At 70.9% G+C, this 24,248-nt stretch carries 23 protein-coding genes; 20 read left to right on the forward strand and 3 right to left on the reverse strand.

Features of this window, described 5'->3' with window-relative positions; translation table 11 throughout:
• Positions 1 to 30: 30 nt before the first annotated feature.
• Positions 31 to 366: a hypothetical protein gene (locus tag QSJ97_RS03740; protein WP_285670214.1), complete on the forward strand. Its 336-nt coding sequence runs from the start codon at positions 31 to 33 to the stop codon at positions 364 to 366.
• Positions 367 to 386: 20 nt separating this feature from the next.
• A complete protein-coding gene (locus QSJ97_RS03745; protein ID WP_285670216.1) occupies positions 387 to 797 on the forward strand; it encodes a cysteine rich repeat-containing protein in 411 nt (136 codons plus the stop codon).
• Positions 798 to 1,547: 750 nt separating this feature from the next.
• Here the strand turns inward: QSJ97_RS03745 and QSJ97_RS03750 are convergent.
• Complete coding sequence (locus tag QSJ97_RS03750; RefSeq protein ID WP_285670217.1) at positions 1,548 to 2,309, reverse strand: DeoR/GlpR family DNA-binding transcription regulator; 762 nt, start codon at positions 2,307 to 2,309, stop codon at positions 1,548 to 1,550.
• A 194-nt stretch (positions 2,310 to 2,503) separates the two neighbouring features.
• On the opposite strand from QSJ97_RS03750, the gene QSJ97_RS03755 reads away from it, so the two are divergent.
• The 5 genes from QSJ97_RS03755 (at position 2,504) to QSJ97_RS03775 (ending at position 10,007) form a co-directional block, all read left to right on the forward strand.
• Complete coding sequence (locus tag QSJ97_RS03755) at positions 2,504 to 3,475, forward strand: ABC transporter substrate-binding protein (protein WP_285670218.1); 972 nt, start codon at positions 2,504 to 2,506, stop codon at positions 3,473 to 3,475.
• Between the two features lie 126 nt (positions 3,476 to 3,601).
• Complete coding sequence (locus QSJ97_RS03760; protein ID WP_285670219.1) at positions 3,602 to 4,648, forward strand: quaternary amine ABC transporter ATP-binding protein; 1,047 nt, start codon at positions 3,602 to 3,604, stop codon at positions 4,646 to 4,648.
• Between the two features lies 1 nt (position 4,649).
• A complete protein-coding gene (locus QSJ97_RS03765; protein WP_285670220.1) occupies positions 4,650 to 6,668 on the forward strand; it encodes an ABC transporter permease in 2,019 nt (672 codons plus the stop codon).
• 11 nt (positions 6,669 to 6,679) lie between these two features.
• Positions 6,680 to 7,564: a phosphotransferase family protein gene (locus QSJ97_RS03770; RefSeq protein ID WP_285670221.1), complete on the forward strand. Its 885-nt coding sequence runs from the start codon at positions 6,680 to 6,682 to the stop codon at positions 7,562 to 7,564.
• Positions 7,565 to 7,568: 4 nt separating this feature from the next.
• Positions 7,569 to 10,007: a GcvT family protein gene (locus QSJ97_RS03775; protein WP_285670222.1), complete on the forward strand. Its 2,439-nt coding sequence runs from the start codon at positions 7,569 to 7,571 to the stop codon at positions 10,005 to 10,007.
• A gap of 6 nt (positions 10,008 to 10,013) precedes the next feature.
• On the opposite strand, the gene QSJ97_RS03780 is transcribed toward QSJ97_RS03775, so the two are convergent.
• Positions 10,014 to 10,931 carry a LysR family transcriptional regulator gene (locus tag QSJ97_RS03780; RefSeq protein WP_285670223.1) on the reverse strand — a complete coding sequence of 306 codons (918 nt, stop codon included), beginning with the start codon at positions 10,929 to 10,931 and terminating at the stop codon, positions 10,014 to 10,016.
• A 111-nt stretch (positions 10,932 to 11,042) separates the two neighbouring features.
• On the opposite strand from QSJ97_RS03780, the gene QSJ97_RS03785 reads away from it, so the two are divergent.
• From QSJ97_RS03785 to QSJ97_RS03825, 9 genes are all read left to right on the forward strand, one after another.
• Positions 11,043 to 11,585 carry a carboxymuconolactone decarboxylase family protein gene (locus QSJ97_RS03785; protein WP_285670224.1) on the forward strand — a complete coding sequence of 181 codons (543 nt, stop codon included), beginning with the start codon at positions 11,043 to 11,045 and terminating at the stop codon, positions 11,583 to 11,585.
• 145 nt (positions 11,586 to 11,730) lie between these two features.
• Complete coding sequence (locus QSJ97_RS03790) at positions 11,731 to 12,219, forward strand: nuclear transport factor 2 family protein (protein WP_285670225.1); 489 nt, start codon at positions 11,731 to 11,733, stop codon at positions 12,217 to 12,219.
• A gap of 184 nt (positions 12,220 to 12,403) precedes the next feature.
• Entirely contained in the window at positions 12,404 to 13,495 is a 1,092-nt protein-coding gene (locus QSJ97_RS03795; RefSeq protein WP_285670226.1) for an ABC transporter ATP-binding protein, read from the forward strand.
• 50 nt (positions 13,496 to 13,545) lie between these two features.
• A complete protein-coding gene (locus QSJ97_RS03800) occupies positions 13,546 to 14,706 on the forward strand; it encodes an ABC transporter substrate-binding protein (RefSeq protein WP_285670227.1) in 1,161 nt (386 codons plus the stop codon).
• Positions 14,707 to 14,716: 10 nt separating this feature from the next.
• Positions 14,717 to 15,601 carry an ABC transporter permease gene (locus QSJ97_RS03805; protein ID WP_285670228.1) on the forward strand — a complete coding sequence of 295 codons (885 nt, stop codon included), beginning with the start codon at positions 14,717 to 14,719 and terminating at the stop codon, positions 15,599 to 15,601.
• Positions 15,602 to 15,614: 13 nt separating this feature from the next.
• Positions 15,615 to 16,391 (forward strand): ABC transporter permease, encoded by a 777-nt coding sequence (locus QSJ97_RS03810; RefSeq protein WP_285670229.1) that lies wholly within the window; start codon positions 15,615 to 15,617, stop codon positions 16,389 to 16,391.
• A 3-nt stretch (positions 16,392 to 16,394) separates the two neighbouring features.
• A complete protein-coding gene (locus QSJ97_RS03815; protein WP_285670230.1) occupies positions 16,395 to 17,780 on the forward strand; it encodes an amidohydrolase family protein in 1,386 nt (461 codons plus the stop codon).
• Between the two features lie 22 nt (positions 17,781 to 17,802).
• A complete protein-coding gene (locus QSJ97_RS03820; protein ID WP_285670231.1) occupies positions 17,803 to 18,561 on the forward strand; it encodes a DUF1028 domain-containing protein in 759 nt (252 codons plus the stop codon).
• Positions 18,551 to 19,489 carry a DMT family transporter gene (locus QSJ97_RS03825; protein ID WP_285670232.1) on the forward strand — a complete coding sequence of 313 codons (939 nt, stop codon included), beginning with the start codon at positions 18,551 to 18,553 and terminating at the stop codon, positions 19,487 to 19,489. The genes QSJ97_RS03820 and QSJ97_RS03825 overlap by 11 nt, the downstream gene beginning before the upstream one ends.
• Here the strand turns inward: QSJ97_RS03825 and QSJ97_RS03830 are convergent.
• Positions 19,470 to 20,360, reverse strand: a complete 891-nt coding sequence (locus tag QSJ97_RS03830) for a LysR family transcriptional regulator (protein WP_285670233.1) — start codon at positions 20,358 to 20,360, stop codon at positions 19,470 to 19,472. The two genes, QSJ97_RS03825 and QSJ97_RS03830, sit on opposite strands and share 20 nt — an antisense overlap.
• Before the next feature lie 120 nt (positions 20,361 to 20,480).
• On the opposite strand from QSJ97_RS03830, the gene QSJ97_RS03835 reads away from it, so the two are divergent.
• The 4 genes from QSJ97_RS03835 to QSJ97_RS03850 are packed head-to-tail and all read left to right on the forward strand — an operon-like array spanning position 20,481 to position 24,230.
• Complete coding sequence (locus QSJ97_RS03835) at positions 20,481 to 21,425, forward strand: N-carbamoyl-D-amino-acid hydrolase (RefSeq protein ID WP_285670235.1); 945 nt, start codon at positions 20,481 to 20,483, stop codon at positions 21,423 to 21,425.
• The gene (locus QSJ97_RS03840; protein WP_285670237.1) at positions 21,422 to 22,117 is read left to right on the forward strand and encodes a DUF1028 domain-containing protein; all 696 of its coding nucleotides are present in this window, start codon (positions 21,422 to 21,424) and stop codon (positions 22,115 to 22,117) included. Before QSJ97_RS03835 ends, QSJ97_RS03840 begins: the two co-directional genes overlap by 4 nt.
• Complete coding sequence (hydA, locus tag QSJ97_RS03845; protein ID WP_285670238.1) at positions 22,114 to 23,574, forward strand: dihydropyrimidinase; 1,461 nt, start codon at positions 22,114 to 22,116, stop codon at positions 23,572 to 23,574. Before QSJ97_RS03840 ends, hydA begins: the two co-directional genes overlap by 4 nt.
• Positions 23,571 to 24,230, forward strand: a complete 660-nt coding sequence (locus tag QSJ97_RS03850; protein ID WP_285670239.1) for an aspartate/glutamate racemase family protein — start codon at positions 23,571 to 23,573, stop codon at positions 24,228 to 24,230. Before hydA ends, QSJ97_RS03850 begins: the two co-directional genes overlap by 4 nt.
• The last annotated feature ends 18 nt before the right edge of the window (positions 24,231 to 24,248 follow it).

Consider the following 24,248-nt stretch of genomic DNA (forward strand, 5'->3'; position numbering starts at 1 on the left):
GGCCGGGCAGCAGCGACAGAGGAGGACATCATGCGACTTGCAACCATTGCCCGGCTGGCCGGCGCCGGGTTCGCCCTGGCCCTCGGCCTCGGCCTCACCCCGATGGTCGGGACCAGCGGCTCCGCCGGCCACGGCGCCCCGGCCCTGATCGGCTTCGGCGCCGCCCCCGCCGCGGCGCAGACCGTGCGGGCGGTCTCGCGCCGCACCGCCCGGCGCACCTCGCGGCGCACCTCGCGGCGCCAGGCCTACATCCACTCGCTCCCGGGCGGCTGCGTGCTGCGCGGCGGCTACCACTACTGCGGCGGGGTCTATTACCGCCCGGTGGTGCAGAACGGCGCCACCGTCTACGTCGTCGTGACCCCGTGAGCCGAGAGGAGACAGCACCCATGGCACGCATTTCCGCCCTCACCGCCGCGGCCCTCGGGCTCGGCCTCTCGCTGGCTGGCCCAGAGGCGCTGGCGGCCGACGTGATCGGCGCCTGCTCCGGCGACATCGAGAACCACTGCATGGATGTCGAGCCCGGCGACGGCCGGCTGGTGGCCTGCCTCTATGCCCATGAGGACCAGCTCTCCGACGAATGCGACGCCACCGTCGCCGAGATGGCCGACCTGCTCGACCTGTTCTTCGAGCGGGTCCGGCACGTGACGCAGGAATGCGGCGAGGACATCCGCACCCATTGCGCCGGCGTCGCGGTCGGCGAGGGGCGGATCTTTGCCTGCCTGAAGGACCAGGGCGCGGCGATCTCGGCCGGCTGCACCGCGGTGCTCGACCAGGTGTCGCTCGAACTCGCCGACTGAGCCCGGAGGCATGACACGCGGGGCGCCGCCGGTTGCCGCCGGCGGCGCCCTCTTGCGTTCCGGGCCGCAGCGCGAAGCGCCCCGCCCCGCCGAAGGCCCGCCCCGAGATCCGGAGCACCGGCCCGGCCCGGCCCGGAGGGTCCGGCCGGGGGGCGCGGCGAAGGCCCCGGCGGGACGGCCGGCCCGGATGGCCGGAAGGACAGTCCTCCGCGGACCTTCTGGCGGGATCTTCGCAACGAACCTTCGGCCGGAAGTTCCGCGCGGACGGTCCTGCCGGATGCACGAAAGTTCCGTCGGCAGGTTCGGACCGGAGGTTCCGTGCGGACGGACTTGCCGGAAGTACGAATGTTCGGGCGGCGGGTTCGGAACGGAGGTTCCGTGCGGACGTTCTTGCCGGATGTACGAATGTTCGGGCGGCGGGTTCGGACCGGAGGTTCGCAGCGAACGTTCGGGCCGGAGGTTGCATGCGGACGGTCTTGCCGGATGTACGAAAGTTCCGCCAGCGGGTTCGGAACGGAGGTTCCGTGCGGACGGTCCTGCCGGATGTGCGAGAGTTCGGGCGGCGGGTTCTCGGCGGCGGTTCGGGGCGGCCCTGCGCCTCCCGACGGTTCGGGGCGGCCCTGCACTCCGCGGCGGTTCCGGGCGGACGGTGCTGCCGCCGAAGGCGGGCCGCCCGGCGCCGATGCCATGCCGATCCCACACCGATCCCACACCGAAGCCATACCGGAACGAGACGCCCCGAACCGGGCCTCAGCCGGCGATGGCGACCGCGGTGCCGGCCGCGCGCAGCCGCTCGGCGAGATCCTCCGGCGGCGCCCGGTCGCAGACCAGCAGGTCGAAATCGCCGAAGCCGCAGACCCTGACCAGCGCCTTGCGGGCAAACTTGGTGTGGTCGGTGATGATGGCGCGCCGCTCGCCGCAGCGCAGCACGGTGCGGGCGAACTCGGCCTCCGCCAGGCGATAGTCCATCGGCCCGGTCTCGGCATCCATCGCGCCGATCGAGATGATCGCGTGGCGGGTCTTGAAATTCTCCACGAAGTCGATGGTGGAGCGCCCGAAGGCCGCGCCGTCGTCGCCGTGCAGCTCGCCCCCCGCCATGAACACCTTGTTGCCGTTCACCGTCGCCAGCGTGCGCGCCACGTCGGAGGAGTTGGTGACGATGATCAGCCCGCGCTTGCCGAGCAGCTCGCGCGCGAGCACGCTGGTGGTGGTGCCGGTGTCCATCATCACGCTGTCGCCGTCGGCGATGCTCGCCGCCATGTGCCGGGCGATCGCCCGCTTGGCGCCGGCGTTCTCGCGCATCCGCCGCTCGAAGGGCGCCTCGCGGGCGTGCTGCGCGGCGAACACCGCGCCATGCGTCTTGGTCAGGTCGCCATGCTCGACAAGCGGGCGGATGTCGCGCCGGATGGTCTCGAGCGAGACGCCGAGATCCGTTGCCAGCGCGCTGATCCGCGCCGAGCCCAGACGGTTGACGGCTTCGCGGATCGCGCGTTGTCGATCTGTGGCATTCATGTGGGTATCATGTTGTCTAGCGGAAAACTGCCAAAACATTAGGCGGATTTCTCAGGATATGCCACAGCATTCTGTGCGATTCCGGCAAGATCGCCACAAACGCGATTGACAGCGCCGCGGCGCTGCCCGCAGACTTGGCGATCACCAAGCCGCAGCAAGCGGCGCTGCCGACAGGGCACCACAGGGAGACAGGTATGACCAAGATCACCCCACCAACCGGACGGGCGCTGATCGGCGCCGCGCTGGCGCTGGGCGTCGGCATCGCCGCGCTGCCGGCGGCAGCAGAGGTCGAGTCGCGGGACCCGATCAAGCTCACGCTGCATGACTGGACCGGCCAGCTCATCACCACCCAGATCATGGGCGAGGTGCTGAAGAAGGCGGGCTACAACATCGACTATGTGCAGGCCGACTACATCGCCCAGTTCGCCGGGCTGAAGACCGGCGACCTGCACGTCGCCATGGAGATGTGGGAGACCACCGGCCGCGACGCGATGGACGAGGCGACCGCCACCGGCAAGGTCGAGAATCTCGGCGAGACCGGCATGCAGGCCATCGAGGAGTGGTGGTATCCGCTCTACATGAAGGAGAAATGCCCCGGCCTGCCGGACTGGAAGGCGCTGCTGGAGAAGGACTGCGCCGAGGCCTTCGCCACCGCCGAGACCTCGCCGAACGGGCGTTATCTGGGCGGCCCGGTGACCTGGGGCGGCTTCGACGACGAGCGCGCCGAGGCGCTGGACCTGCCCTTCGAGGTGGTCCATGCCGGCACCGATGCGGCGCTCTTCGCCGAGCTCGAGAGCGCCTATCAGCGCGAGGCGCCGATTCTGCTCTGGGTCTATGCGCCGCACTGGGCGCCGGCCAAGTTCGAGGGCGAATGGGTCGAATTCCCGCCCTATACGGCGGAGTGCTACAACGACCCGTCCTGGGGCTCGAACCCCGACATGGCCTATGACTGCGCCAAGCCGCGCGGGCCGATCTGGAAGGTCGCCTGGGCCGGGCTGAAGGACAAGTGGCCGGGCGCCCATGCCGCGATCACCGCCTTCACCGTGAACAACGACGAGATGGGCGCGATGATCACCGCGGTCGATCTCGACGGCCGCCCGATCGACGAGGTGGTCGCCGAGTGGATGGCGGCCAACGAGGATCGCTGGTCCGCCTGGATCCAGTGACCGCGGCGCGACGATGACGGCCGGGGGCGCCCCTGCGCGCCCCCGCTTGCCCGCGTTTTGCCCCGTCTGCCCGCGTCTGCCCGCATTCGTGCCTGCCAGACCGTCCCACACGCCAGGATCCGGCCCATGCCCGACACTCCCGCCCCCGCGGACACCGCCGTCACGCTCGAATGCCGCAATGTCTGGAAGCTGTTCGGGCCGGAGGCGCAGGGCTTCCTCGCCGGGCAGACGGCGGCGCCGGGGCTCGAGGCGATCCGCGCCGCCGGCCTCGTCGGCGCGGTGCAGGATGTCTCGCTGGCGGTGCGCGAGGGCGAATGCTTCGTCATCATGGGGCTCTCGGGCTCCGGCAAGTCGACCCTGGTGCGCTGCATGTCGCGGCTGATCGAGCCGACGGCGGGGGAGATCCTGTTCAACGGCGAGAACCTGCTGGCGGCGCGGCCCGACCGGATGATCGAGATCCGCCGCCACCGCATGGGGATGGTGTTCCAGCATTTCGCGCTGCTGCCGCATCTGACCGTGCTCGGCAATGTCGCCTTCCCGCTCGAGGTGCGCGGCGTCGCCCGGGCCGAGCGCGAGGCGCGGGCCCGCGAGGTGGTCGACCTGGTCGGCCTCGCCGGGCGCGAGGGCTTCTTCCCGCGCGAGCTTTCCGGCGGCCAGCAGCAGCGGGTCGGCATCGCGCGCTCGCTGGCCGGCGACCCCGAGCTCTGGTTCCTCGACGAGCCGTTCTCGGCGCTCGATCCGCTGATCCGCCGCGAGATGCAGGACGAGTTCCTGCGCCTGCAGGCGATCCTGAAGAAGACCATCGTCTTCATCACCCATGATTTCGACGAGGCGATCCGGCTCGCCGACCGCATCGCCATCATGAAGGACGGCCGCGTGGTGCAGATCGGCACGCCGGAGGATCTCGTGATGAACCCGGCGAGCGACTACGTGGCCGAGTTCACCCGCAACGTGGTCCGCGCCAAGGTGCTGAAGGCGCGCTCGCTGATGGCGCCGCTGGATGCCGAGACGCTGCCCGAGGGCACCGCGGATGTCGCCGCCAGCGCCACCGTGGCCGAGATCGCGCCGCTGCTCTCCGAGGGCGCCGAGCGGCTGCGCGTGCTCGACGGCTCGGGCGCCCCGGTGGGCCTGATCCGCCGCGAGGCGGTGGTCGACGTGATGATGCGGGGCTGAGATGGCCGACGCCCTGCCCCGCCCGGCGCCGGAACCCGTCAGCCCGCGGCACAGCCTGCGCGCCGCCTGGGCGGTGGCGGCGCTCGCCTTCGTGATCCTCTGGCAATGGGGCGAGCCGGTCGCCGACTGGGCCTTCGACTATCCCCGCGGCTGGGAGATCCCGGTCAAGCGCTGGATCGGCGATTTCATGAAATGGCTGCTCGAGGAGGCGAGCTTCGGCCTGTTCAGCTTCACCGATCTCACCCGCTTCATCGCCGACGTGATCGACGTGCCCTATCGCATCGCGCTGAGCCTGCTCTCCACCGGCTTCCTGCGCGGACAGGGCTCCGACGCGGTGCAGGTGGTGCCGCCGCTGCCCTGGCTCGCGGTGATCGGCATCGTCGGGCTGCTCGGCCATGCCGCCGGCGGGCTGCGGCTGGCGATGATCACCGCGGGCTGCTTCCTGTTCCTCGCGGTCTTCGGGCAGTGGGAGAACGCGATGGTGACCCTCGCCTCGATCCTGATCGCGGTGCCGATCGGGGTGATGGGCGGGCTGCTGCTGGGCATTCTCGGCCATCGCTGGCGCTGGTTCGAGGCGGCGATCACGCCGCTGCTCGACCTGATGCAGACCATCCCGATCTTCGCCTATCTGGTGCCGATCCTGTTCCTGTTCGGCTTCAGCCCCACGGCGGCGGTGATCGCCACCATCATCTACGCGCTGCCGCCGATGACCCGGGTCTCGATGCTGGCGCTGCGCTCGGTGCCCTCGGAGGTGCGCGATCTCGGCCGGATGATCGGCTGCACCCGGCGGCAGATGACCTGGCGGGTGCTGGTGCCCTCGGCCAAGCCCGACCTGATGGTCGGGGTGAACCAGGTCATCATGCTCTCGCTCAACATGGTCATCATCGCCTCGATGATCGGCGCCGGCGGGCTCGGCTACGAGGTGCTGGCGGCGCTCCGGCGGCTCGACATCGGCACCGGGCTCGAGGCGGGCTTCGCCATCGTCGCGCTGGCCATCGCGCTCGACCGTCTCAGCCAGGCCGCCGCGGCGCGCAAGCCGGTGCATGCCGAGCCCGGCGCCGCGCGCCAGCCGCTCTGGGCGCGCCACCCCTACAGCGCCGCGAGCCTCGTGCTGATCGCCGTCACCGCGCCGCTGGCGCTGGTCGTCGGCTGGATCGAGAGCTATCCGGCGGCGCTGCAGATCTCCACCGGCAGCTTCTGGGCCGAGACGATGAAGTGGATCAATGTCAACTTCTTCGACCAGCTCGAGGCGATCAAGAACGCGCTGCTGCTGAACGTGCTGATCCCGGTCAAGCGCTTCCTGCTGGGCCTGCCCTGGCCGGGGGTGGTGGGCCTGCTCGGGCTGCTCGGCTACACGCTGGGCGGGCGGCGGCTGGCGCTGACGGTCGCGGTGCTGGCCTTCCTGATCGCCGCCACCGGGCAGTGGGAGAAGGCGATGATCACCGTCTATCTCTGCGGCATATCGGTGATGTTCGCGGCGCTGATCGGCATCCCGCTCGGCATCCTCGCGGCCGAGCGCGAGCGCGCCGGCCGGGTGATCCAGGTGGTGATCGACACGCTGCAGACGCTGCCCTCCTTCGTCTACCTGATGCCGGCGGTGATGCTGTTCCGGGTCGGCGACTTCACGGCGATGCTGGCGGTGATCGCCTATGCGGTGGCGCCGGCGGTGCGCTACACCGCGCACGGGCTCGCCCGGGTCGATCCGCAGCTCGTCGAGGCCGGCACGGTGGCCGGCTGCACGCCCTGGCAGCTGCTCACCAAGATCAAGCTGAAGCTGGCGCTGCCCGAGATCATGCTCGGGCTCAACCAGACCATCATGCTGGCGCTCTCGATGCTGGTGATCACCGCGCTGGTGGGCACCCGCGATCTCGGCCAGGAGGTCTATATCGCGCTGACCAAGGCGGATACCGGCCGCGGCATCACCGCCGGGCTGGCGGTCGCCTTCATCGCCATCATCGCCGACCGGCTGATCTCCGCGGGCGCGGCGCGCACCAGGGCCCGGCTCGGGCTGCAACGATAAGGGAGGGGCAGATGAGCGACGCGGTAACCCGCATCAGGGCCTTGCCGATCTGGCGCGGCGCGGTGCAGCCGGAGCCCTTGAAGGGCGGGCTCAGCAACGAGAGCTATACCGTTGAGGACGCGGGGAGAAAATCCGTCGTGCGGCTCGGGCACGACTACCCCTTCCACCATGTCTTCCGCGCGCGCGAGCTGATGACCGCGCGGGCCGCGGCGGCGGCCGGCTTCGCGCCGGCGGTGCTCCATGCCGAGCCGGGGCTGATGGTCAGCGCCTTCGTCGAGGGCGTGACCTATGGCGAGGCCGAGGTGCGGGACAATCTCGAGCGGCTGGCCGGCTTCGTGCGGCGCTTCCACGAGGCGATGCCGGCGCATGTCACCGGCGCCGGGTTCCTGTTCTGGCCCTTCCACGTGGTGCGCGACTATGCGCGCACGCTCGAGGCCGGGGGCAGCCGTTTCGGGCCGCGGCTCGGCGAGTTCGTCGCGCTGGCCGAGGCGCTGGAGGGCGAGCAGGTGCCGCTGCCGATCCGCTTCGGCCACAACGATCTCCTGCCGGCCAACTTCATCGACGACGGCAGCCGCCTCTGGCTGGTGGATTTCGAATATGCCGGCTTCTCCACCGCGATGTTCGACCTCGCCGGCATCGCCTCCAATGCCGGTTTCGACGCCGGGCAGGATCAGCGCCTGCTCACCGCCTATTTCGGCGCGCCGCCGGGGCCGGAGCTGATCCGGGCGCATTCGGCGATGAAATGCGCCTCGCTGCTGCGCGAGGCGATGTGGTCGATGGTCTCCGAGCTGCATCTGAGCGCGCCCGGCGTCGATTACGAGGCCTATACCGCGGAGAACCTCGACCGCCTCGCCGAAGCCCTCGACCACCACCGCACACGCCACGGAAAGGCCTGAGTCCATGTCCTTGCCCCAGCAGGCCCAGATCGTCGTCATCGGCGGCGGCATCATCGGCTGTTCCACCGCCTATCACCTCGCGCGCGACCACAAGGCCGAGGTGCTGCTGCTCGAGCAGGGCAAGCTGACCTCGGGCTCGACCTGGCACGCGGCGGGGCTGGTCGGGCAGCTCCGCTCCTCGGCCAGCATCACCCAGCTGCTGGCCTATTCGGTGGATCTCTACACCCGGCTCGACCGGGAGACCGGGCTGGAGACCGGCTGGAAGATGAGCGGCTGCCTGCGCCTCGCCTGCAACGAGGACCGCTGGATCGAGTACAAGCGCCTCGCCACCACCGCGCGCTCCTTCGGCATGGAGATGCACCTGCTCTCGCCCGCCGAGGTCCGGGAGATCTGGCCGCTGATGGAGACCGGCGATCTCGTCGGCGCCAGCTACCTGCCGACCGACGGGCAGGCCAGCCCCTCCGACATCACGCTCTCGCTGGCCAAGGGCGCGCGGATGCACGGGGTGACGATCCGCGAGGGCGTGCGCGTCACCGGCTTCGCGATGGACGGCGACCGGATCACCGGGGTGATCACCGACCAAGGCACGGTCGGCTGCGAGAAGGTGGTGGCCTGCGCCGGGCAGTGGACCCGCCAGCTCGGGGCGATGGCCGGGGTCTCGGTGCCGCTGCAGCCGGTCAGGCACCAGTACATCATCACCGAGGCGATCCCCGGCCTCGCGCCGGACGCGCCCACCGTGCGCGACCCGGACCGGCGCACCTATTTCAAGGAGGAGGTCGGCGGGCTCAGCATGGGCGGCTACGAGCCCGACCCGCAATGCTGGACGCTGGACGACGTGCCGGCGGATTTCCAGTTCCAGCTCTTCCCGGACGACTGGGACCATTTCGAGCAGCATCTCGAGCAGGCGGTGGCGCGCGTGCCGGTGCTCGCCGAGACCGGCGTCAAGCAGATGATCAACGGGCCGGAGAGCTTCACGCCGGACGGCAACTTCATCCTCGGCCGCGGCCCGGAATGCGCCAACCTCTATGTCGGCGCGGGGTTCAACGCCTTCGGCATCGCCTCGGGCGGCGGCGCCGGCTGGGCGCTGGCCGACTGGGTGATGCACGACGAGGCGCCGCTGGATCTCTGGACCGTGGACATCCGGCGCTTCTCCGATCTGCACCGCGACCGGCAATGGGTCGCCGACCGCACGCTGGAGGCCTATGGCAAGCACTACGCCATCGGCTTCCCCCATGCCGAGGCGGAGAGCGGCCGCCCGCGCATCGTCTCGCCGCTCTATGCGCGGCTGAAGGCGCGGCGCGCGGTGTTCGGCTCCAAGCTCGGCTGGGAGCGGCCCAACTGGTTCGCCCCCGAGGGCGTCGAGCCGCGCGACATCCCCTCGATGGGCCGGCAGAACTGGTTCGAGCATGTCGCCGCCGAGCACCATGCGGTGCGCGAGGCGGCCGGGCTCTTCGACCAGTCCTCCTTCGCCAAGTTCGAGCTCTCCGGGCCGGGCGCGGCGGCGGCGCTCGACCGGATCTGCGCCAACCACGTGACCCGCGCGCCGGGGCGGCTGACCTATACCCAGATGCTCAACAGCCGCGGCGGCATCGAATGCGACCTCACCGTGGCGCGGCTCGCCGAGGATCTCTTCTACATCGTCACCGGCACCGGCTTCCGCACCCATGACGGCGCCTGGATCCGCGACCACATGCCGGAAGGCGCGGCGGTGCTCACGGATGTCACCGAGCGCTTCGGCACGCTCTCGCTGATGGGGCCGCGGGCGCGCGACATCCTCGCCGCGGTGACGGCGGCGGATGTCTCCAACACCGCCCTGCCCTTCGGCCATGTGAGGGAGGTGGCGATCGCCGGGCATCCGGTGCGGGCGCTGCGGGTCTCCTATGTCGGCGAGCTCGGCTGGGAGCTGCACATCCCGCTCGAGGCGACCGGGGAGGTGTTCGACGCGCTGATCGAGGCCGGCGCGCCGCATGGCCTCCGCCCCTGCGGCTACCGGGCGATCGAGTCGCTGCGGCTCGAGAAGGGCTACCGCGCCTGGGGCGCCGACATCACCCCCAACGACACGCCCTTCGAGGCCGGGCTCGGCTGGGCGGTGAAGCTCGGCCGCGACATCGATTTCATCGGGCGCGCGGCGGCGGAGAAGGCGGCGAACACGCCGCTGGCGAAGAAGCTCGCCGGCTTCACCGTGGCGGACCCGGATGTCGTGCTGCTCGGCCGCGAGACGGTGCTGCGCGACGGCGAGGCCGTCGGCTATCTGCGCAGCGCCGGCTTCGGCTACACGGTGAACCGGCCGATCGGCTATGGCTATCTGCGCCGCGACGCGGGCGTCGACGATGCCTGGATCGAGGCCGGCCGCTACGAGCTGGTGGTGGCGACCGAACGGGTGCCGGCCGAGGTCACCCTCGCGCCGCTCTACGACCCCGCCAGCGCCCGCATGAAGCTCTGAGGCGGCTCAGCCCGCGGCGGCGAGCCGGGCCAGCTCCGCCCGCAGCCGCGGCACCGCGAAGTCGATGAAGCTGCGGGTCTTGCGCGGCAGCAGCCCCTGGCCGGCATGCAGCACCGAGACCGGCATCGGCTCGGGCTCGTAGGCCACCAGCACACGCTCGAGGCGCCCGGCCTCGAGATGCGCCGCCGCCTGGTAGGACAGCACCCGCGTGACGCCGACCCCGGCGAGCGCCGCATCGACCGCCGCCTCCGCGGTGTTGACCGAGAGCCGCGAGCGGATCGCCACCGCCGCCTCGCGCCCGCCGCCGAGGCCCGGAAACCGCCACTCGCCCGGCGCGCCGAGCACGTCGAAGGTGACGCAGGTGAGCCGCGCGAGATCGGCCGGAACCTGCGGCCGCCCGCGGGCCGCGAGATAGGCCGGGCTGGCGCAGGCGATGCGGCAGACCTCGCCCACCCGGGTCGCGCGCACCGCGCTGTCCGGCAGCCGCCCGATCCGCACCGCGACGTCGATATGCTCGTCGGTCAGGTGGCTGTTGCGGTCCGACAGCATCAGCCGGACGTCAATCTCCGGGAACTGCGCGAGGAAGGCGCCGATCACCGGCAGCACGTGCAGCCGGCCGAAGACCACCGGCGCCGCCACCAGCAGCTCGCCGCGGGGCGTGCTGTATTCGCCCGCCGCCATGCGCTCCGCCTCGCCGACCGCCTCGAGGATGCGGCGCGCCGCCTCGACATAGGCGGTGCCCGCCTCGGTGAGCGTCAGCCGCCGGGTCGAGCGGATCAGCAGCCGGCTGCCGAGATGCGCCTCGAGATCCGCCACCCGCCGGCTGACGGTGGCGAGCGGGATGCCGAGCCGGCGCCCCGCGGCCGAGAGGCTGCCGGCCTCCACCGCCGCCAGCAGGACTTCCATCGCGCCGAGCCGGTCCATTCCTGTCCTCCCGCTTTCCGGGAGGAAGCTTACCGATATCTCCGGCTTATTCCAGATGGCGGCAGGGCGTATTTCTTCTGCACCGACCAACCCAAACCGATGGAGACTGCAATGCCCCGCCTCACCACCCCGACCCGCGACGACGCCCCCGCCGCCTCGCAGCCGCTGCTCGACGGCGTCTTCAAGGCCCTCGGCACGGTGCCGAACCTGTTCCGCGTCGCGGCGCTGAGCCCGAAGGCGCTGGAGGCGCTGCTCGGCCAGTCCGGCACCCTCTCGAAGACCCTCGACGTCAAGACCCGCGAGCGCATCGCCATCGGCGTCGCCGCCATCAACGGCTGCGACTACTGCGTCTCGGCCCACACCTATCTGGCGGTCAACCTCGCCAAGATCTCGCCGGAGGAGGCCGCCCTCGCGCTTTCCGGCGGTGCCAGCGATCCGAAGGCCGCGGCGGCGGTGCGCTTCGCCCGCTCGGTCGCGGCGCGGCGCGGCCAGGTCTCCGATGCCGAGCTCGCCGCGGTGAAGGCCGCCGGCTTCTCCGAGGCCGAGATCGTGGAGATCGTGGCGCTGGTCGCCGAGAACAGCTTCACCAACTACCTCAACAACGTGGCGCAGACCGAGATCGACTTCCCGGTGGTCCGCGCCGACGCGGCCTGAGCCGCCGGGGCCGGCGCGTTCCCTCTCCGCGCCGGCCCCTCTCTGCACCGGCCCCTCTCTGCACCGGCCCCGTGCCGCCCTGTCCCACACCCAGACCAGCCCAGATCAGCCCAGTCCGGCCCAGCCGAAGGAAGGAAACGCCCCCATGGATGCCGTCGCCACCGAGACCGAAACCCGCCCGCCGCTGCCGCCCTTCACCGAGGAGGGCGCGGCCCTCAAGGTGCGCCTCGCCGAGGATGGCTGGAACAGCCGCAACCCGGCCCGCGTCGCGCTCGCCTATACCCCCGACAGCATTTGGCGGAACCGCCACGAGTTCCCCCGCGGGCGCGCCGAGATCGAGGCCTTCCTCACCCGCAAGTGGCAGCGCGAGCACGATTACCGGCTGATCAAGGGGCTCTGGGCGTTCCGCGGCAACCGCATCGCGGTGCGCTTCGCCTATGAGTGGCACGATGCCGGCGGCCAGTGGTTCCGCTCCTATGGCAACGAGAACTGGGAGTTCGCGGCGAACGGCCTGATGCGCCGGCGGCTCGCCAGCATCAACGATCTCGCGATCTCGGAAGGCGAGCGGCGGATGCACTGGACCCTCGGCCGCCGGCCGGACGACTACCCGGGGCTCGAGGAGCTCGGCCTCTGAGCCCTGCCGCCGCCGGCCATGCCCTGCCGCGCCGCCCCGGCGGCGCCGCGCCGCTTTCGCTCCCGCCCTGCCCCGCCCGACAGCCTCCGAATAACTTCTGATTATAGGCTTGGGGCAATCTTTTATTTCAATCATTCGCCCCCATGCCCGACCCTCTGGCGCAGACGCAGAACCGTGAGGGGCAATGTCCGAGATGCCGATCCAGCCGCTGCTGCATGTGCGCGAGGCCACCAAGCGATACGGGGAGGTGCGCGCGCTCGACGGCGTCTCGCTCGAGATCGGCGACGGGGAGTTCCTGACCCTGCTCGGCCCCTCCGGCTCGGGCAAGACGACGCTGCTCACCGCGATCGCCGGCTTCACCGAGCTCGATGCCGGCAGCCTCACCCTCGGCGGCACCGAGATCACCCAGATGCCGCCGGACAAGCGCGACTTCGGCATGGTGTTCCAGGGCTATGCGCTGTTTCCCACCATGACGGTGGCGAAGAACATCGCCTTCCCGCTGAAGATCCGCAAATGGAGCCGCGCCGATATCGACCGGCGCGTGAAGGAATGCCTCGCGCTGGTGCAGATGGAGGACTATGCCGAGCGCATGCCCTCGCAGCTTTCGGGCGGACAGCAGCAGCGCGTGGCACTGGCGCGGGCGCTCTCGTTCCACCCGAAGGTGCTGCTGCTCGACGAGCCGCTCTCGGCGCTCGACAAGAAGCTGCGGGCCGATCTGCAATGGGAGCTGAAGGACCTGCACCGCAAGATCGGCGTCACCTTCATCTACGTGACCCATGACCAGGAGGAGGCGCTGTCGATGTCCGACCGCATCGTGATCCTGGAATCGGGCAGGATCCAGCAGATCGGCGAGCCGGACGAGCTCTATGCCCATCCGCGGACCAGCTTCGTCGCCGACTTCCTCGGCAAGAGCAACTTCTTCGAGGTGACGGTGCGGGGCGCCGGCGCGGGACAGGTCACCTGCACCGCCGGCGAGGTGGAGATGCAGGTGCAGCAGCGCAACGGCGCCGCGGCGCCGGCCGCGGGACGCACGGCGCGGGTGGCGCTGCGGCCCGAGCGGGTGCGCCTCGGCCCCTGCGGCAGCGAGCGCTTCTCCGGCACCATCCGCCAGCACAGCTATCTCGGCGAGCGCAGCCAGGTGATCGTGGAGAACGAGGCGCTCGGCCGCGTCCTGGTCTCCTGCCCGACCTGGAAATCGCAGGTCGAGCTGCGCCAGGGCCAGCCGATCTCGTTCGGCTGGGACGACGACGCGCCGATCCTGCTCGACGACGCCTGACCACACCCGAAGACCCGAACCGGCCGGCAATCAACAGGGAGACAGCAACCATGACCGACAGAAGCAGGTTCACCGGGCCGATGCCCGCGACCGACGACGACGAGTTTCGCCGCGACCTCGGCGAGATCGCGCTGGAGAAGTTCCGCAGCGGCCGCATCGACCGGCGCGGCTTCCTCACCGCGCTGGCGGCGATCGGCGTCGCCCCGGCGCTCGGCAACAAGGCCTTCGCCGCGGCCAGCGAGATCATCGTGTGCAACTGGGGCGGCGCCGCGATCGACGCGGTGATGGCCGCCTGGGGCACCGCCTTCGAGGCCGAGAGCGGCATTCCCGTTGTGGTCGACGGCTCCGGCCCCTCGGCCGGCAAGATCCGCGCCCAGGTCGAGGCCGGCGCGGTGGTCTGGGATGTCTGCGACAGCGGCGCCGGCTCCTCGCTGATCCTGCGCGACCAGGGCGTGACGCAGGAGATCGACTATTCCATCGTCGACAAGAGCAAGGTGCTCGAGGGCTTCGCCTTCAGCCACGGCGTGACCAACTACTACTACAGCTACGTGATGGCCTGGAACCCGATGCTGACCGGCGGCAAGGCGCCGGCCGACTGGGCGGAGTTCTTCGACACCGAGAAGTTCCCCGGCAAGCGCACCTTCCGCAAGAGCGTGCGCGGCATGCTGGAGCCCGCGGCGATGGCGATGGGGATCGCGCCGGAGGAGGTCTATGCCTTCCTCGGCACCGAGGAGGGGCTGGCGGCGGCGATCGAGAAGTTCCGCTCGATCCGCGACCACGTGATCGTCTGGAGCTCGGGCTCCGCGAGCCAGCAGCTCTTCCTGCAGGAGGAGGTCTCGATGGGCTGCATCTGGAACACCCGCGGCCAGCTCCTGCTCAACGAGATGCCGGCGGGCAGCTTCGACATGAAGTTCAACGCGACCCTCGCCCCCGGCGTCTGGGTGGTGCCGAAGAACAACCCGGCCGGCAGCGAGGCGGCGATGAAGTTCATCCGCTTCAGCCAGGAGCCGGCGGGCCAGGTGGTGCTGCTCGAGATGATGGGCAACGGCCCGGCCAACCCGGAGGCGTCCTCGGCGGTGCCGGAGGGTCTCAGGCCCTACAACCCCTCGAGCCCGGAGAACCGCGCCACCCAGATCACCTACAGCTGGGACTGGTACGGCGCCAACCAGATCCGCGCCGAAGAGCTCTATGTCGACGCGCTGATCAACTGAGCGGCAGGCCATGACCACCACCACGATCGATCCGCCCGCGGCCGCGGCCGCCCGCCGCGGCCTCTCCGACAGGGGCTGGTACTGGCTGTTCGTCGCCCCGGCGCTGATCGCCATGGTGGTGTTCTACATCTGGCCCCTGGTGCAGATCTTCGGCATCAGCTTCACCGAGCCCGAATTCGGGCTCGGCAACTATGCGGCGCTGGTCGAGAGCCGGCCGATCCAGACCAGCCTGGTGATCACCTTCCGGGTGGCGGCGGTGACCACGCTGCTCTGCCTCGTGCTCGGCTACATGGTCTCCTATGCGATCTACAACGCCCAGCACCGCATGGTCGGGGTGATGCTCGCGCTGGTGCTGCTGCCGTTCTGGATCTCGGTGCTGATCCGCAGCTTCGCCTGGATCGTGCTGCTCGGGCGCAGCGGCGTGGTCAACGACAGCCTGATCGCGCTCGGCCTGATCGAGAAGCCGATCGCCATGATGCACAACGAGTTCGGCGTGGTGCTGGCGATGGTGCACGTGATGCTGCCCTTCGCGGTGCTGCCGATGATGGCCAACATGAAGGGCATCAACCGGGCCTATGTCGATGCCGCCCGCGGGCTCGGGGCCTCGGAGTTCGGCGCGTTCTGGCATGTCTACCTGCCGCAGACCAAGCCGGGCATCCTGTCGGCTGCGCTGCTGGTCTTCGTGCTCAGCCTCGGCTTCTACATCACGCCGGCGCTGCTCGGCGGCGGGCGGGTGCTGATGATCTCCGAATACATCACCTACCAGATCCAGGAGCTGCTGCGCTGGGGGGTCGGCTCGATGCTCTCGGTGACGCTGCTGGTGATGACGGCGGTGGTGATCCTTGCGGCGGCGCGGTTCGTGAACCTGCGCAAGGCCCTCCTGGAACGCGGTTGAGCGAGGCCACGCGATGAAACGACCCTCCTTCTTCCGCATCTTCATGAACACCGGGGCCTGGCTGGTGCTGGCCTTCCTGATCCTGCCGATGCTGGTGGTGATCCCGGTCTCGCTGACCGACACGAGCTATCTCGCGATGCCGAAGGAGGCGCTCTCGCTGCGGCACTACGAGAACTACTTCTCCGATGCGCGCTGGCTCGATGCCACCTGGCAGAGCTTCTATATCGGCGTGCTGACGGCGCTCTCGGCGACGGTGCTCGGCACGGTGTTCTCGATCGGCTGCTGGTTCCTGTCGAGCCGGGCCTCGACCATCGCGCGCTGGGTGCTGATCACGCCGATCCTGGTGCCGCCGGTGGTGCAGTCGCTCGGCTTCTACCGCTTCTGGGTGCAGCTCGGGCTGATCGACACCGTGACCGGCGTGGTGCTGGCGCATACCCTGCTGGCGCTGCCCTATGTCTCGATCTCGGTCTTCGCGGCGCTCGCCAATCTCGACCGCAAGATCCCGCAGGCGGCGCGCAGCCTCGGCGCCTCGGTGCCGCAGACGGTCTGGGCCGTGGTGGTGCCGGCGGCGCGGCCGGGCATCCTCACCGGCGCGGTCTTCGCCTTCATCGTCTCCTTCGACGAGATCGTCGGCGTGCTCTTCATCACCGTGCGCAAGGTGCAGACCCTGCCGAAGATGATCTGGCAGGGCATCCAGGACAACATCGACCCGACCATCGCCGCGGTGGCGACGCTGCTGGTGCTGGCGACGCTGGTGCTGATGCTTGCCGGCAGCCTGAGAAAGACCTGAGCCATGCCCCTGCCCCGCCTCCTCCTCGAGAACGCCCGGTTCCTCGAGCACGGGCCCGACGGGCTCGCCGTGCTGCGCCTCGGCGCCATCGCCGTCGAGGGCGAGCGCATCGCCGCGATCCTGCCCGAGCCGGCGCCGGCGGGGTTCGACGATTTCGAGCGGATCGACTGCACCGGCCGCGCCGTCTCGCCGGGCCTCATCAACGCCCATACCCACACGGTGCTGCTGACGCTGCGCGGCACGGTGGAGGATATCGAGGGCAACCTCGTCTACCAGTACATGGTGCCGGCGAGCTACCTGCTGGAGCCGCACGAGCGCGCCGCCATCGCCCGGCTCGGCTGTGTCGAGGCGATCCGCAGCGGCAGCACCACCCTCGTCGATCCGCTGCGCCTGGTCGACGACTATGCCGAGGCGATGGCCGACAGCGGGCTGCGGCTCTGGCTCTGCGAGAGCGCCGCCGATGCGCTGACCCGCGAGGTCGGCGAGGGCGGCGCCGGGCGCTACCGCTACGACCGCGCCTGGGGCCAGACCTTCCTCGACCGCAGCCGCGCGCTGATCGGGCGCTGGCACGGCGCCCGCGAGGGCCGCGTCGAGGTGCTGGTGGCCGCCCACGGGCCGGACAACTGCTCGCCCTGGATGCTGGCGGAGCTGAAGAAGCTCGCCGCCGAGACCGGGCTGCGCCGCACCATCCACCTCTCGCAGGTGGTCAGCGAGGTCGAGCAGGTGCGCGCCGCGCATGGCCAGACCTCCACCGAATATCTCCGCGACAACGACTGGCTGGGCGACGACCTGCTGGCGGTGCACTGGACCTTCTGTACCGAGGACGACGTCAGGATCCTCGCCGAGCACGGCGTGCATCTCGCGCATTGCCCGGCCAGCATGTCGGCCAAGGGGCCGCACCGGCTGCCGATGCGCGCGATCCTGGAGAACGGCGTCAACATCGCCCTCGGCACCGACAACATGACCGAGGACATGTTCCACGCGATGAAGCTCGGCCTCGTGGTGCATCGCGGCGCCTATGGCCGCAGCACCGTGCCGAGCCCGCAGCAGGTCTTCAACTGCGCCACCACCAACGCGGCCCGCGCCCTCGGGCGCGACGACATCGGCCGCATCGCGGTCGGCGCCAAGGCGGATCTGACACTGTTCGACCTCGGCGCGCCGGCGCTGGTGCCGCGGATCTCGCTGGTCTCCAACCTGGTGCATTACGGCCATCCGGGCGTGGTGACCGACGTGATGGTGGGCGGGCGGTTCCTGATGCGCGCGGGCCGGCTCACCACCATCGACGAGGCCGCCGCGATCGCCGAGGCGCAGGCCGCGACGGACGCGATGTGGGCGCGTTTTGCCGAGCAGGAGACGACGGTGCCGCTGCCGCTGCGCGACGCGGTGTGACGGTGCCGCGGAAGGGAGAGACATGACCTATTCGATTATCGGACATTGCCGCGAGACCGGGGCCTTCGGCGCCGCCATCGCCACCTCCAACCTCGCGGTCGGCGGGCGCTGCGTGCGGCTCGCCCATGGCCAGGGCGCCTTTCTCAGCCAGCACCGCACCGATCCGCGGCTCGGCGATCTCGGCATCGCCGAGCTGGTGCGCGGCGAGAGCGCCTCGGATGCGGTGGCCGCGGTGGCCGCCGGCACGCCGGACATCGAGTGGCGCCAGCTCGCGGCGCTGGATGCGCGCGGCGGCACCGGCGCCTATCACGGGCGGCGGATCTTCTCGATCTATGCCCATGCGGTGGCGCCGGGGGCGATCGCGCTCGGCAACATCCTGGCCAATCCCGCCGTCACCAGCGCCATGGCCGAGGCCTTTGCCGAGGCCCGGTCGGGCGATCTGGCGGAGCGGCTGATGCTGGCGCTCGAGGCGGGGCGCGATGCCGGCGGCGAGATCGGCGGGCCGGTGCGGTCCTCGGCGCTGCGCGTGACCGGCGAGCACGGCATCGACCGCTGCGACCTGCGCATCGACATCGCCGATGAGGCGGTGGCGGCGCTGCGCGCGCTCAAGACCGCCTATGGCGACCAGGAGGAGCTACTGCGCGACGTCGCGCTCCGCCCCGACGCGGTGCCGGTCAACCGCGCCAATTTCGAGCGCTCGGTGGCCCGGATCGCCGAGCTCGGCCTGGCCGAGCGCTTCCCCACCACACAGCGGGCGCAGAGCTGGACCCTTGCCGACTGACGCGGCGCGGGCCGTCGCCGGGGAGCCGCCGGTCGCCCGCTACGCCCTGATGCTGACCGCCGCGCAGATGATCTTCTGCGCGCAGGACGGGGTGGTGAAGATCGTCGCCGGCAATCTCGGCGTCGGGCAGTATGCCACCATCCGCTCGGGCTTCGTGCTGTTCTTCATCGCCCTGGCGGCGCTGGCGGTGCGGGCGCTGCGCCGGCCGGTGAAGCGCACCGGGCCGGTGGTGGCGCGGAGCCTCTTCCAGGTCGCCTCGATCCTGCTCTACTTCACCTCGATCACCCAGCTGCCGCTCGCGGTGGCGGGGGTGGGCTTCTACACCTTCCCGATCTTCACCACGCTGATCAGCGCCGCGGTGATGCGCACCCCGGTCAGCCGCGCGACCTGGGCCGCGACCTTCACGGGCTTTGCCGGCGCCGCGCTGATCATCGGGCCGGGGCTCGCCGAGCTCGACGTGCTGGTGCTGCTGCCGCTGCTGGCCGCGACCTGCTACGCCGTCTCGGTGGTCATCACGCATTACGGCTGCGGGCAGGAGGACACGCTGGCGCTGGTGCGGGTGCAGAACCTCTGCTTCCTCGCGGTCGGGCTGGCCGGGCTCGGGCTCGGCGCCGCCGGCATGCTGCCCGGCGGCTGGAGCTGGTCGCCGGTGACGGGCGGCACCTGGGCCGCGCTGGCGGCGATCTCGGCGCTCAACCTGCTGATGGCCTTCGTGCTGCTCTATGTCTACCAGCGCGCGGCGCCGCCCCGGCTCGCGCCCTTCAGCTACACCTATCTGGTGTTCGCCGCGGCGATGGACTGGATCGTCTGGGCCAATCCGCCGACGCTGCAGACCCTGGCCGGCGGGGCGCTCACCGCGCTCGGCGGGATCATGGTGCTGCGCGCCGGGCGCACCCCGCGCCAGCGCTTCAACCAGCCGCTCCGGTGACCGTGCGGAACCGGTCGAGGAAGCTTATCGCGAGGCTCGAGGTCGGGAACAGCCGCGGCATCATCGCGTTGATCCGGATCGGCATGCTGGGCTCGACGGCGACCCGCTCGAGGTTGTCGGCGCGGCGCCCGATCAGCCCGAAGCTGTCGACCAGCGCCACCCCGAGCCCGGCCGCCACCATCTCGAGCGCGGTGGCGGTGTGGCGCACCTCGAAGGCATAGCGCCGCTCCAGCCCCTTCTCGGCGAAGACCCGGTCGATCATCTGCCCGAGCGGCGTGGCGGCGCTGTAGGAGATGTGCGGCACCTGGTTGAGATCGGCCACGCCGATCCGGCGCATCCGCGCGAAGGGGTGCCCCGGCGGGCAGACGCAGACCATCTCGCCCGCCCCCACCGCCTCGTGCGACACCGCGGGGTGGCGCGGCTGGGTCAGCGCGAAGCCGATATCCGCCTGGCCCGAGGCCAGCATGTCGCAGATCACGTCGATCGAGCCGAGCTCCAGCGAGACCCGGAGCTGCGGCGCGCCGGTGGCGAACTCGCCGATCACCCTCGGCACCAGGCCGAGGCCGAGGCTCGGCGAGGCGGCGATGGTCAGCGAGCCGCGGCTGCCCTCGCGGATCTCGCGCACGATGCGCGAGACGCGCTTCTGCTGCATGAAGAGGTGCTGCGCCTCCTGGGCGATCAGCCGCGCCTCCTTGGTCGGCACCAGCCGGCCCTTGGCGCGCTCGAACAGCGTGATGCCGATCAGGTCCTCGGTGTGGCGGATCATGTTGGAGACCGCCGGCTGCGAGACCCCGAGCAGCTCCGCCGCCCGAAGCGTGGTGCCGACCTCGATCACGGTGGTGAGCACCTCGAGCTGGCGCGCGTTTATCATATAACACCCGATTATACGGTTTGGGCGGATCGTAATTTCTGAGTGAAGGCGAGGGAAGCTATTTCTTGCTTGAGGCTCCGCCCGCGGAGCGAAGCAGCGCCCGAGCGCCAAGGAGGCACCATGTCCAGGAAACACGTCATCGCCGTCGGCCAGCTCGGCCCGATCATGCTTGCCGAGAGCAAGGCGGAGGCGGTGGACCGCATGATCGCGATGCTGCGCGAGGCCCATGCCCAGGGCGCGGTCTGGATCGTGTTCCCCGAGCTGGCGCTGACCACCTTCTTCCCGCGCTACATCTACGAGACCCCGGAGGAATACGACCGCTTCTTCGAGGAGGGGCTGCCCTCCCCAGCGATGCGGCCGCTCTTCGCCGAGGCGGCGCGGCTCGGGGTTGGCTTCTATCTCGGCTATGCCGAGAAGGTGGCCGAGGGCGGGCGGATGCGCCGCTTCAACACCTCGATTCTCGTGGACCGCGACGGCACGGTGGCGGGCAAGTACCGCAAGGTGCATCTGCCCGGCACCAGCGAGCCGGTGCTGAAGGCGGATTTCGAGCATCTCGAGAAGCGCTATTTCGAGGTCGGCGATCTCGGCTTCAACACCTTCGACACCTCGATCGGGCGCATCGGCATGTGCATCTGCAACGACCGGCGCTGGCCCGAGACCTTCCGGGTGATGGCGCTGCAGGGGGCGGAGATGTTCATGCTCGGCTACAACACGCCGACGCGGAACATCCACCATCCCGAGCCGGCGCATCTGCGCGAGTTCCACCACCGGCTCTCGATCGAGGCCGCGGCCTACCAGAACGGCGCCTGGGTCTTCGCCTCGGCGAAATGCGGCGCGGAGGACGGTTTCGCGATGATCGGCGGCTCGGCCATCGTGGCGCCCACCGGCGAGAGCGTGGCGCGCACCGCCGGCGAGGCCGACGAGGTGATCTGCCACAACTGCGATCTCGGCCTCGGCGACTATATCCGCCGGACCGTGTTCGATTTCGGCCGGCACCGGCGGATCGAGCATTACGGCCTGATCACCGCCACCACCGGGGTGATCGAGCGCGAGGCGGCGAAATGACCTTCTCCGTCGCGGCCGTCTGCCCGGAAAGCGGCGAGATCGGCTTTGCCGTCACCACCTCGAGCGTCTGCGTCGGCGCGCGGGTGGGCGCGGCGGTGGCCGGTCGCTGCGTGGTGTTCTCGCAGGCGCGGACCGATCCGCGGCTGCACCGGACCGGCCTCGCCGCCTATCTCGCGGCAGGTGATGCCGATGCCGCGCTCGCGGCGATGCAGGCGGCGGCCACGGCGCCGCACTGGCGCCAGCTCGGCGTGCTCGGACAGGACGGCACGGCGCGGCATTTCACCGGCGCCTCCTGCCTGCCCTCCTGCGGCGGGCTGGCGGGGGATCACGCGCTCGCCCTCGGCAACTATCTCGGCAGCGACGCGGTGCTGCCGGCGATGATCGCCGCGCTCGCGGAGGCGGCCGGGCGCCCGCTGGCGGCGCGGCTGATCGGCGCGCTGGCGGCAGGACTGGCCGCGGGCGGCGAGCGCGACCCGCTGCAATCGGCGGCGGTGAAGGTCTATGGCGCGCATGACTTTCCGCTCACCGATCTCCGCGTCGACCGCAGCGCGGAACCGGTGGCGGAGCTCGCCGCGCTCTGGCAGGACTGGGAGCCGAAGGCCGCAGCCTATGTGACCCGCGCGCTCGATCCCGATGCCGCGCCGCCGTCGCACGAGGTCGAGCACGGCCAGCCACGGGAGGGCAGCGCATGAGCTTCGACACGGTGATCCGCGGCGGCACGCTCGTCACCGCCTCGGAACGGTTCCGTGCCGATATCGGCATCCGCGACGGGCGCATCGCGGCGCTGGCCGAGAGCCTCGGGCCGGCCGACCGGGTGATCGACGCCGCCGGCAGGCTGGTGATGCCTGGCGGCATCGAAGCGCATTGCCATATCGCGCAGGAATCCGCCAACGGGATGATGACGGCGGACGACTACCGCAGCGGCTCGGTCTCCGCCGTGCATGGCGGCAACAGCTGCATCGTGCCCTTCGCCGCGCAGCGCAAGGGCATGGGGGTGGCCGAGACGCTGGATCTCTACGACAGCCGCGCCGCCGGCCGCTCGGTGATCGACTGGTCCTATCACCTGATCATCTCCGACCCGACCGAGGCGGTGCTGGCCGAGCTGCCGACCGCCTTCGCGCGCGGCGTCACCTCGTTCAAGGTCTTCATGACCTATCCTCTGATGAAGCTCGACGACGCGCAGTTCCTCGAGATCCTCGCGGTGGCGCGGGCGCATGGCGCGCTGACCATGGTCCATGCCGAGAACGACGGCATGATCGCCTTCATGTCCGAGCGGCTGCTGGCCGGCGGGCACACCGCGCCGCGCTATCACGCGCCGAGCCATCCGGCGCTGGCCGAGGAGGAGGCGGTGCACCGGGCGATCTCGCTGGCCCGGCTGGTGGATGCGCCGCTGATGATCGTGCATGTCTCGACGCCGGAGGGCGCGGCGCTGGTGCAGAAGGCGCGGCTCGCCGGCGCCCCGGTCTTCGGCGAGACCTGCCCGCAATATCTCTTCCTGACCCGCGAGGATCTCGACCGGCCGGGAACCGAGGGCGCGAAATACATCTGCTCGCCGCCGCTGCGCGACGCCGCCACCCAGGATGCGCTCTGGCGCCACCTGCAGGCCGGCACCTTCACGGTGTTCTCCTCCGACCACGCGCCCTATCGCCACGACGAGACCGGCAAGCTGAAGCACGGGCCGGAGGCCAGCTTCCGCCAGATCGCCAACGGCATGCCGGGGATCGCGCTGCGCCTGCCGCTGCTGTTCTCCGAGGGGGTGAACGGGGGCCGGATCACGCCGGAGCAGTTCGTCGCGCTGTCCTCGACCAATGCCGCGCGGCTCTACGGGATGCTGCCGCGCAAGGGCACGCTGGCGATCGGCGCCGATGCCGACATCGCGGTCTGGGACCCGGCGCTGACCCGCCGCGTCGCCGCCGCCGACCAGCACGACGCGATGGACTATACCCCCTTCGAGGGGCGCGCGCTGACCGGCTGGCCGGTGACCGTGCTCTCGCGCGGGGTGCCGGTGCTGGAGGACGGCGCGTTCTGCGCACCCGAGGGCCATGGCCGCTTCGTGGCGCGCGACCGGCTGGACCTCACCGGCCTCGGCGCCCCGCGCGCGCCGGAGGTCGACCCGGCCAGCAATTTCGGCGCGGAGATCCTGCGATGAGCGGCCCCGGCCCGATCCTCGTGGTGAACCCCAACTCGAACCCCGCGGTCACCGCCGGGCTCGATGCCGCGCTCGCGCCGCTGCGCCGCGGCGGCGCCCCGGCGATCGAATGCGTGACCTCCGCGGGCGGCCCCTTCGGGGTGCAGAGCGACGCCGATGCCGTCGCCGCGGTGCCGCCGATGCTGGAGCTGGTGGCCGGCCGCCCGGATGCCGCCGCGGTGGTGATCGCCTGCTTCTCCGACCCCGGCATCGGCTTCGTGCGCGAAGCCGCCGGGGTGCCGGTCTTCGGCATCCAGGAGAGCGGCGTGCTGACCGCGCTCTGCCGCGGCCGGCGGGTCGGCATCATTGCCATCGCCGAGGCCTCGATCCCGCGCCACACCGCCTATCTCGGCACGCTCGGGCTGCTCGACCGCATCGCCGGGGAGCGCGCGCTGAACATGACCGTGGACGAGAGCGCCCGCGCCGAGGGCGTGCTGGAGCGGATCACCGATATCGGCCGCCAGCTGATCGCCGACGGGGCGGATGCGCTGGTGCTCGGCTGCGCCGGCATGGCGCGGCACCGGGCGCCGGCGGAGGCGGCGCTCGGCCGCCCGGTGATCGAGCCCGCGCAAGCCGCGGTGGCGATGGCGCTCGGCACCGTCACCCCCGGGCTCTGAGCGGCGCGCCGGGGGCCG

Origin of the sequence: Paralimibaculum aggregatum (assembly GCF_030270585.1) — a bacterium.
Lineage (GTDB): Bacteria > Pseudomonadota > Alphaproteobacteria > Rhodobacterales > Rhodobacteraceae > Thermohalobaculum > Thermohalobaculum aggregatum.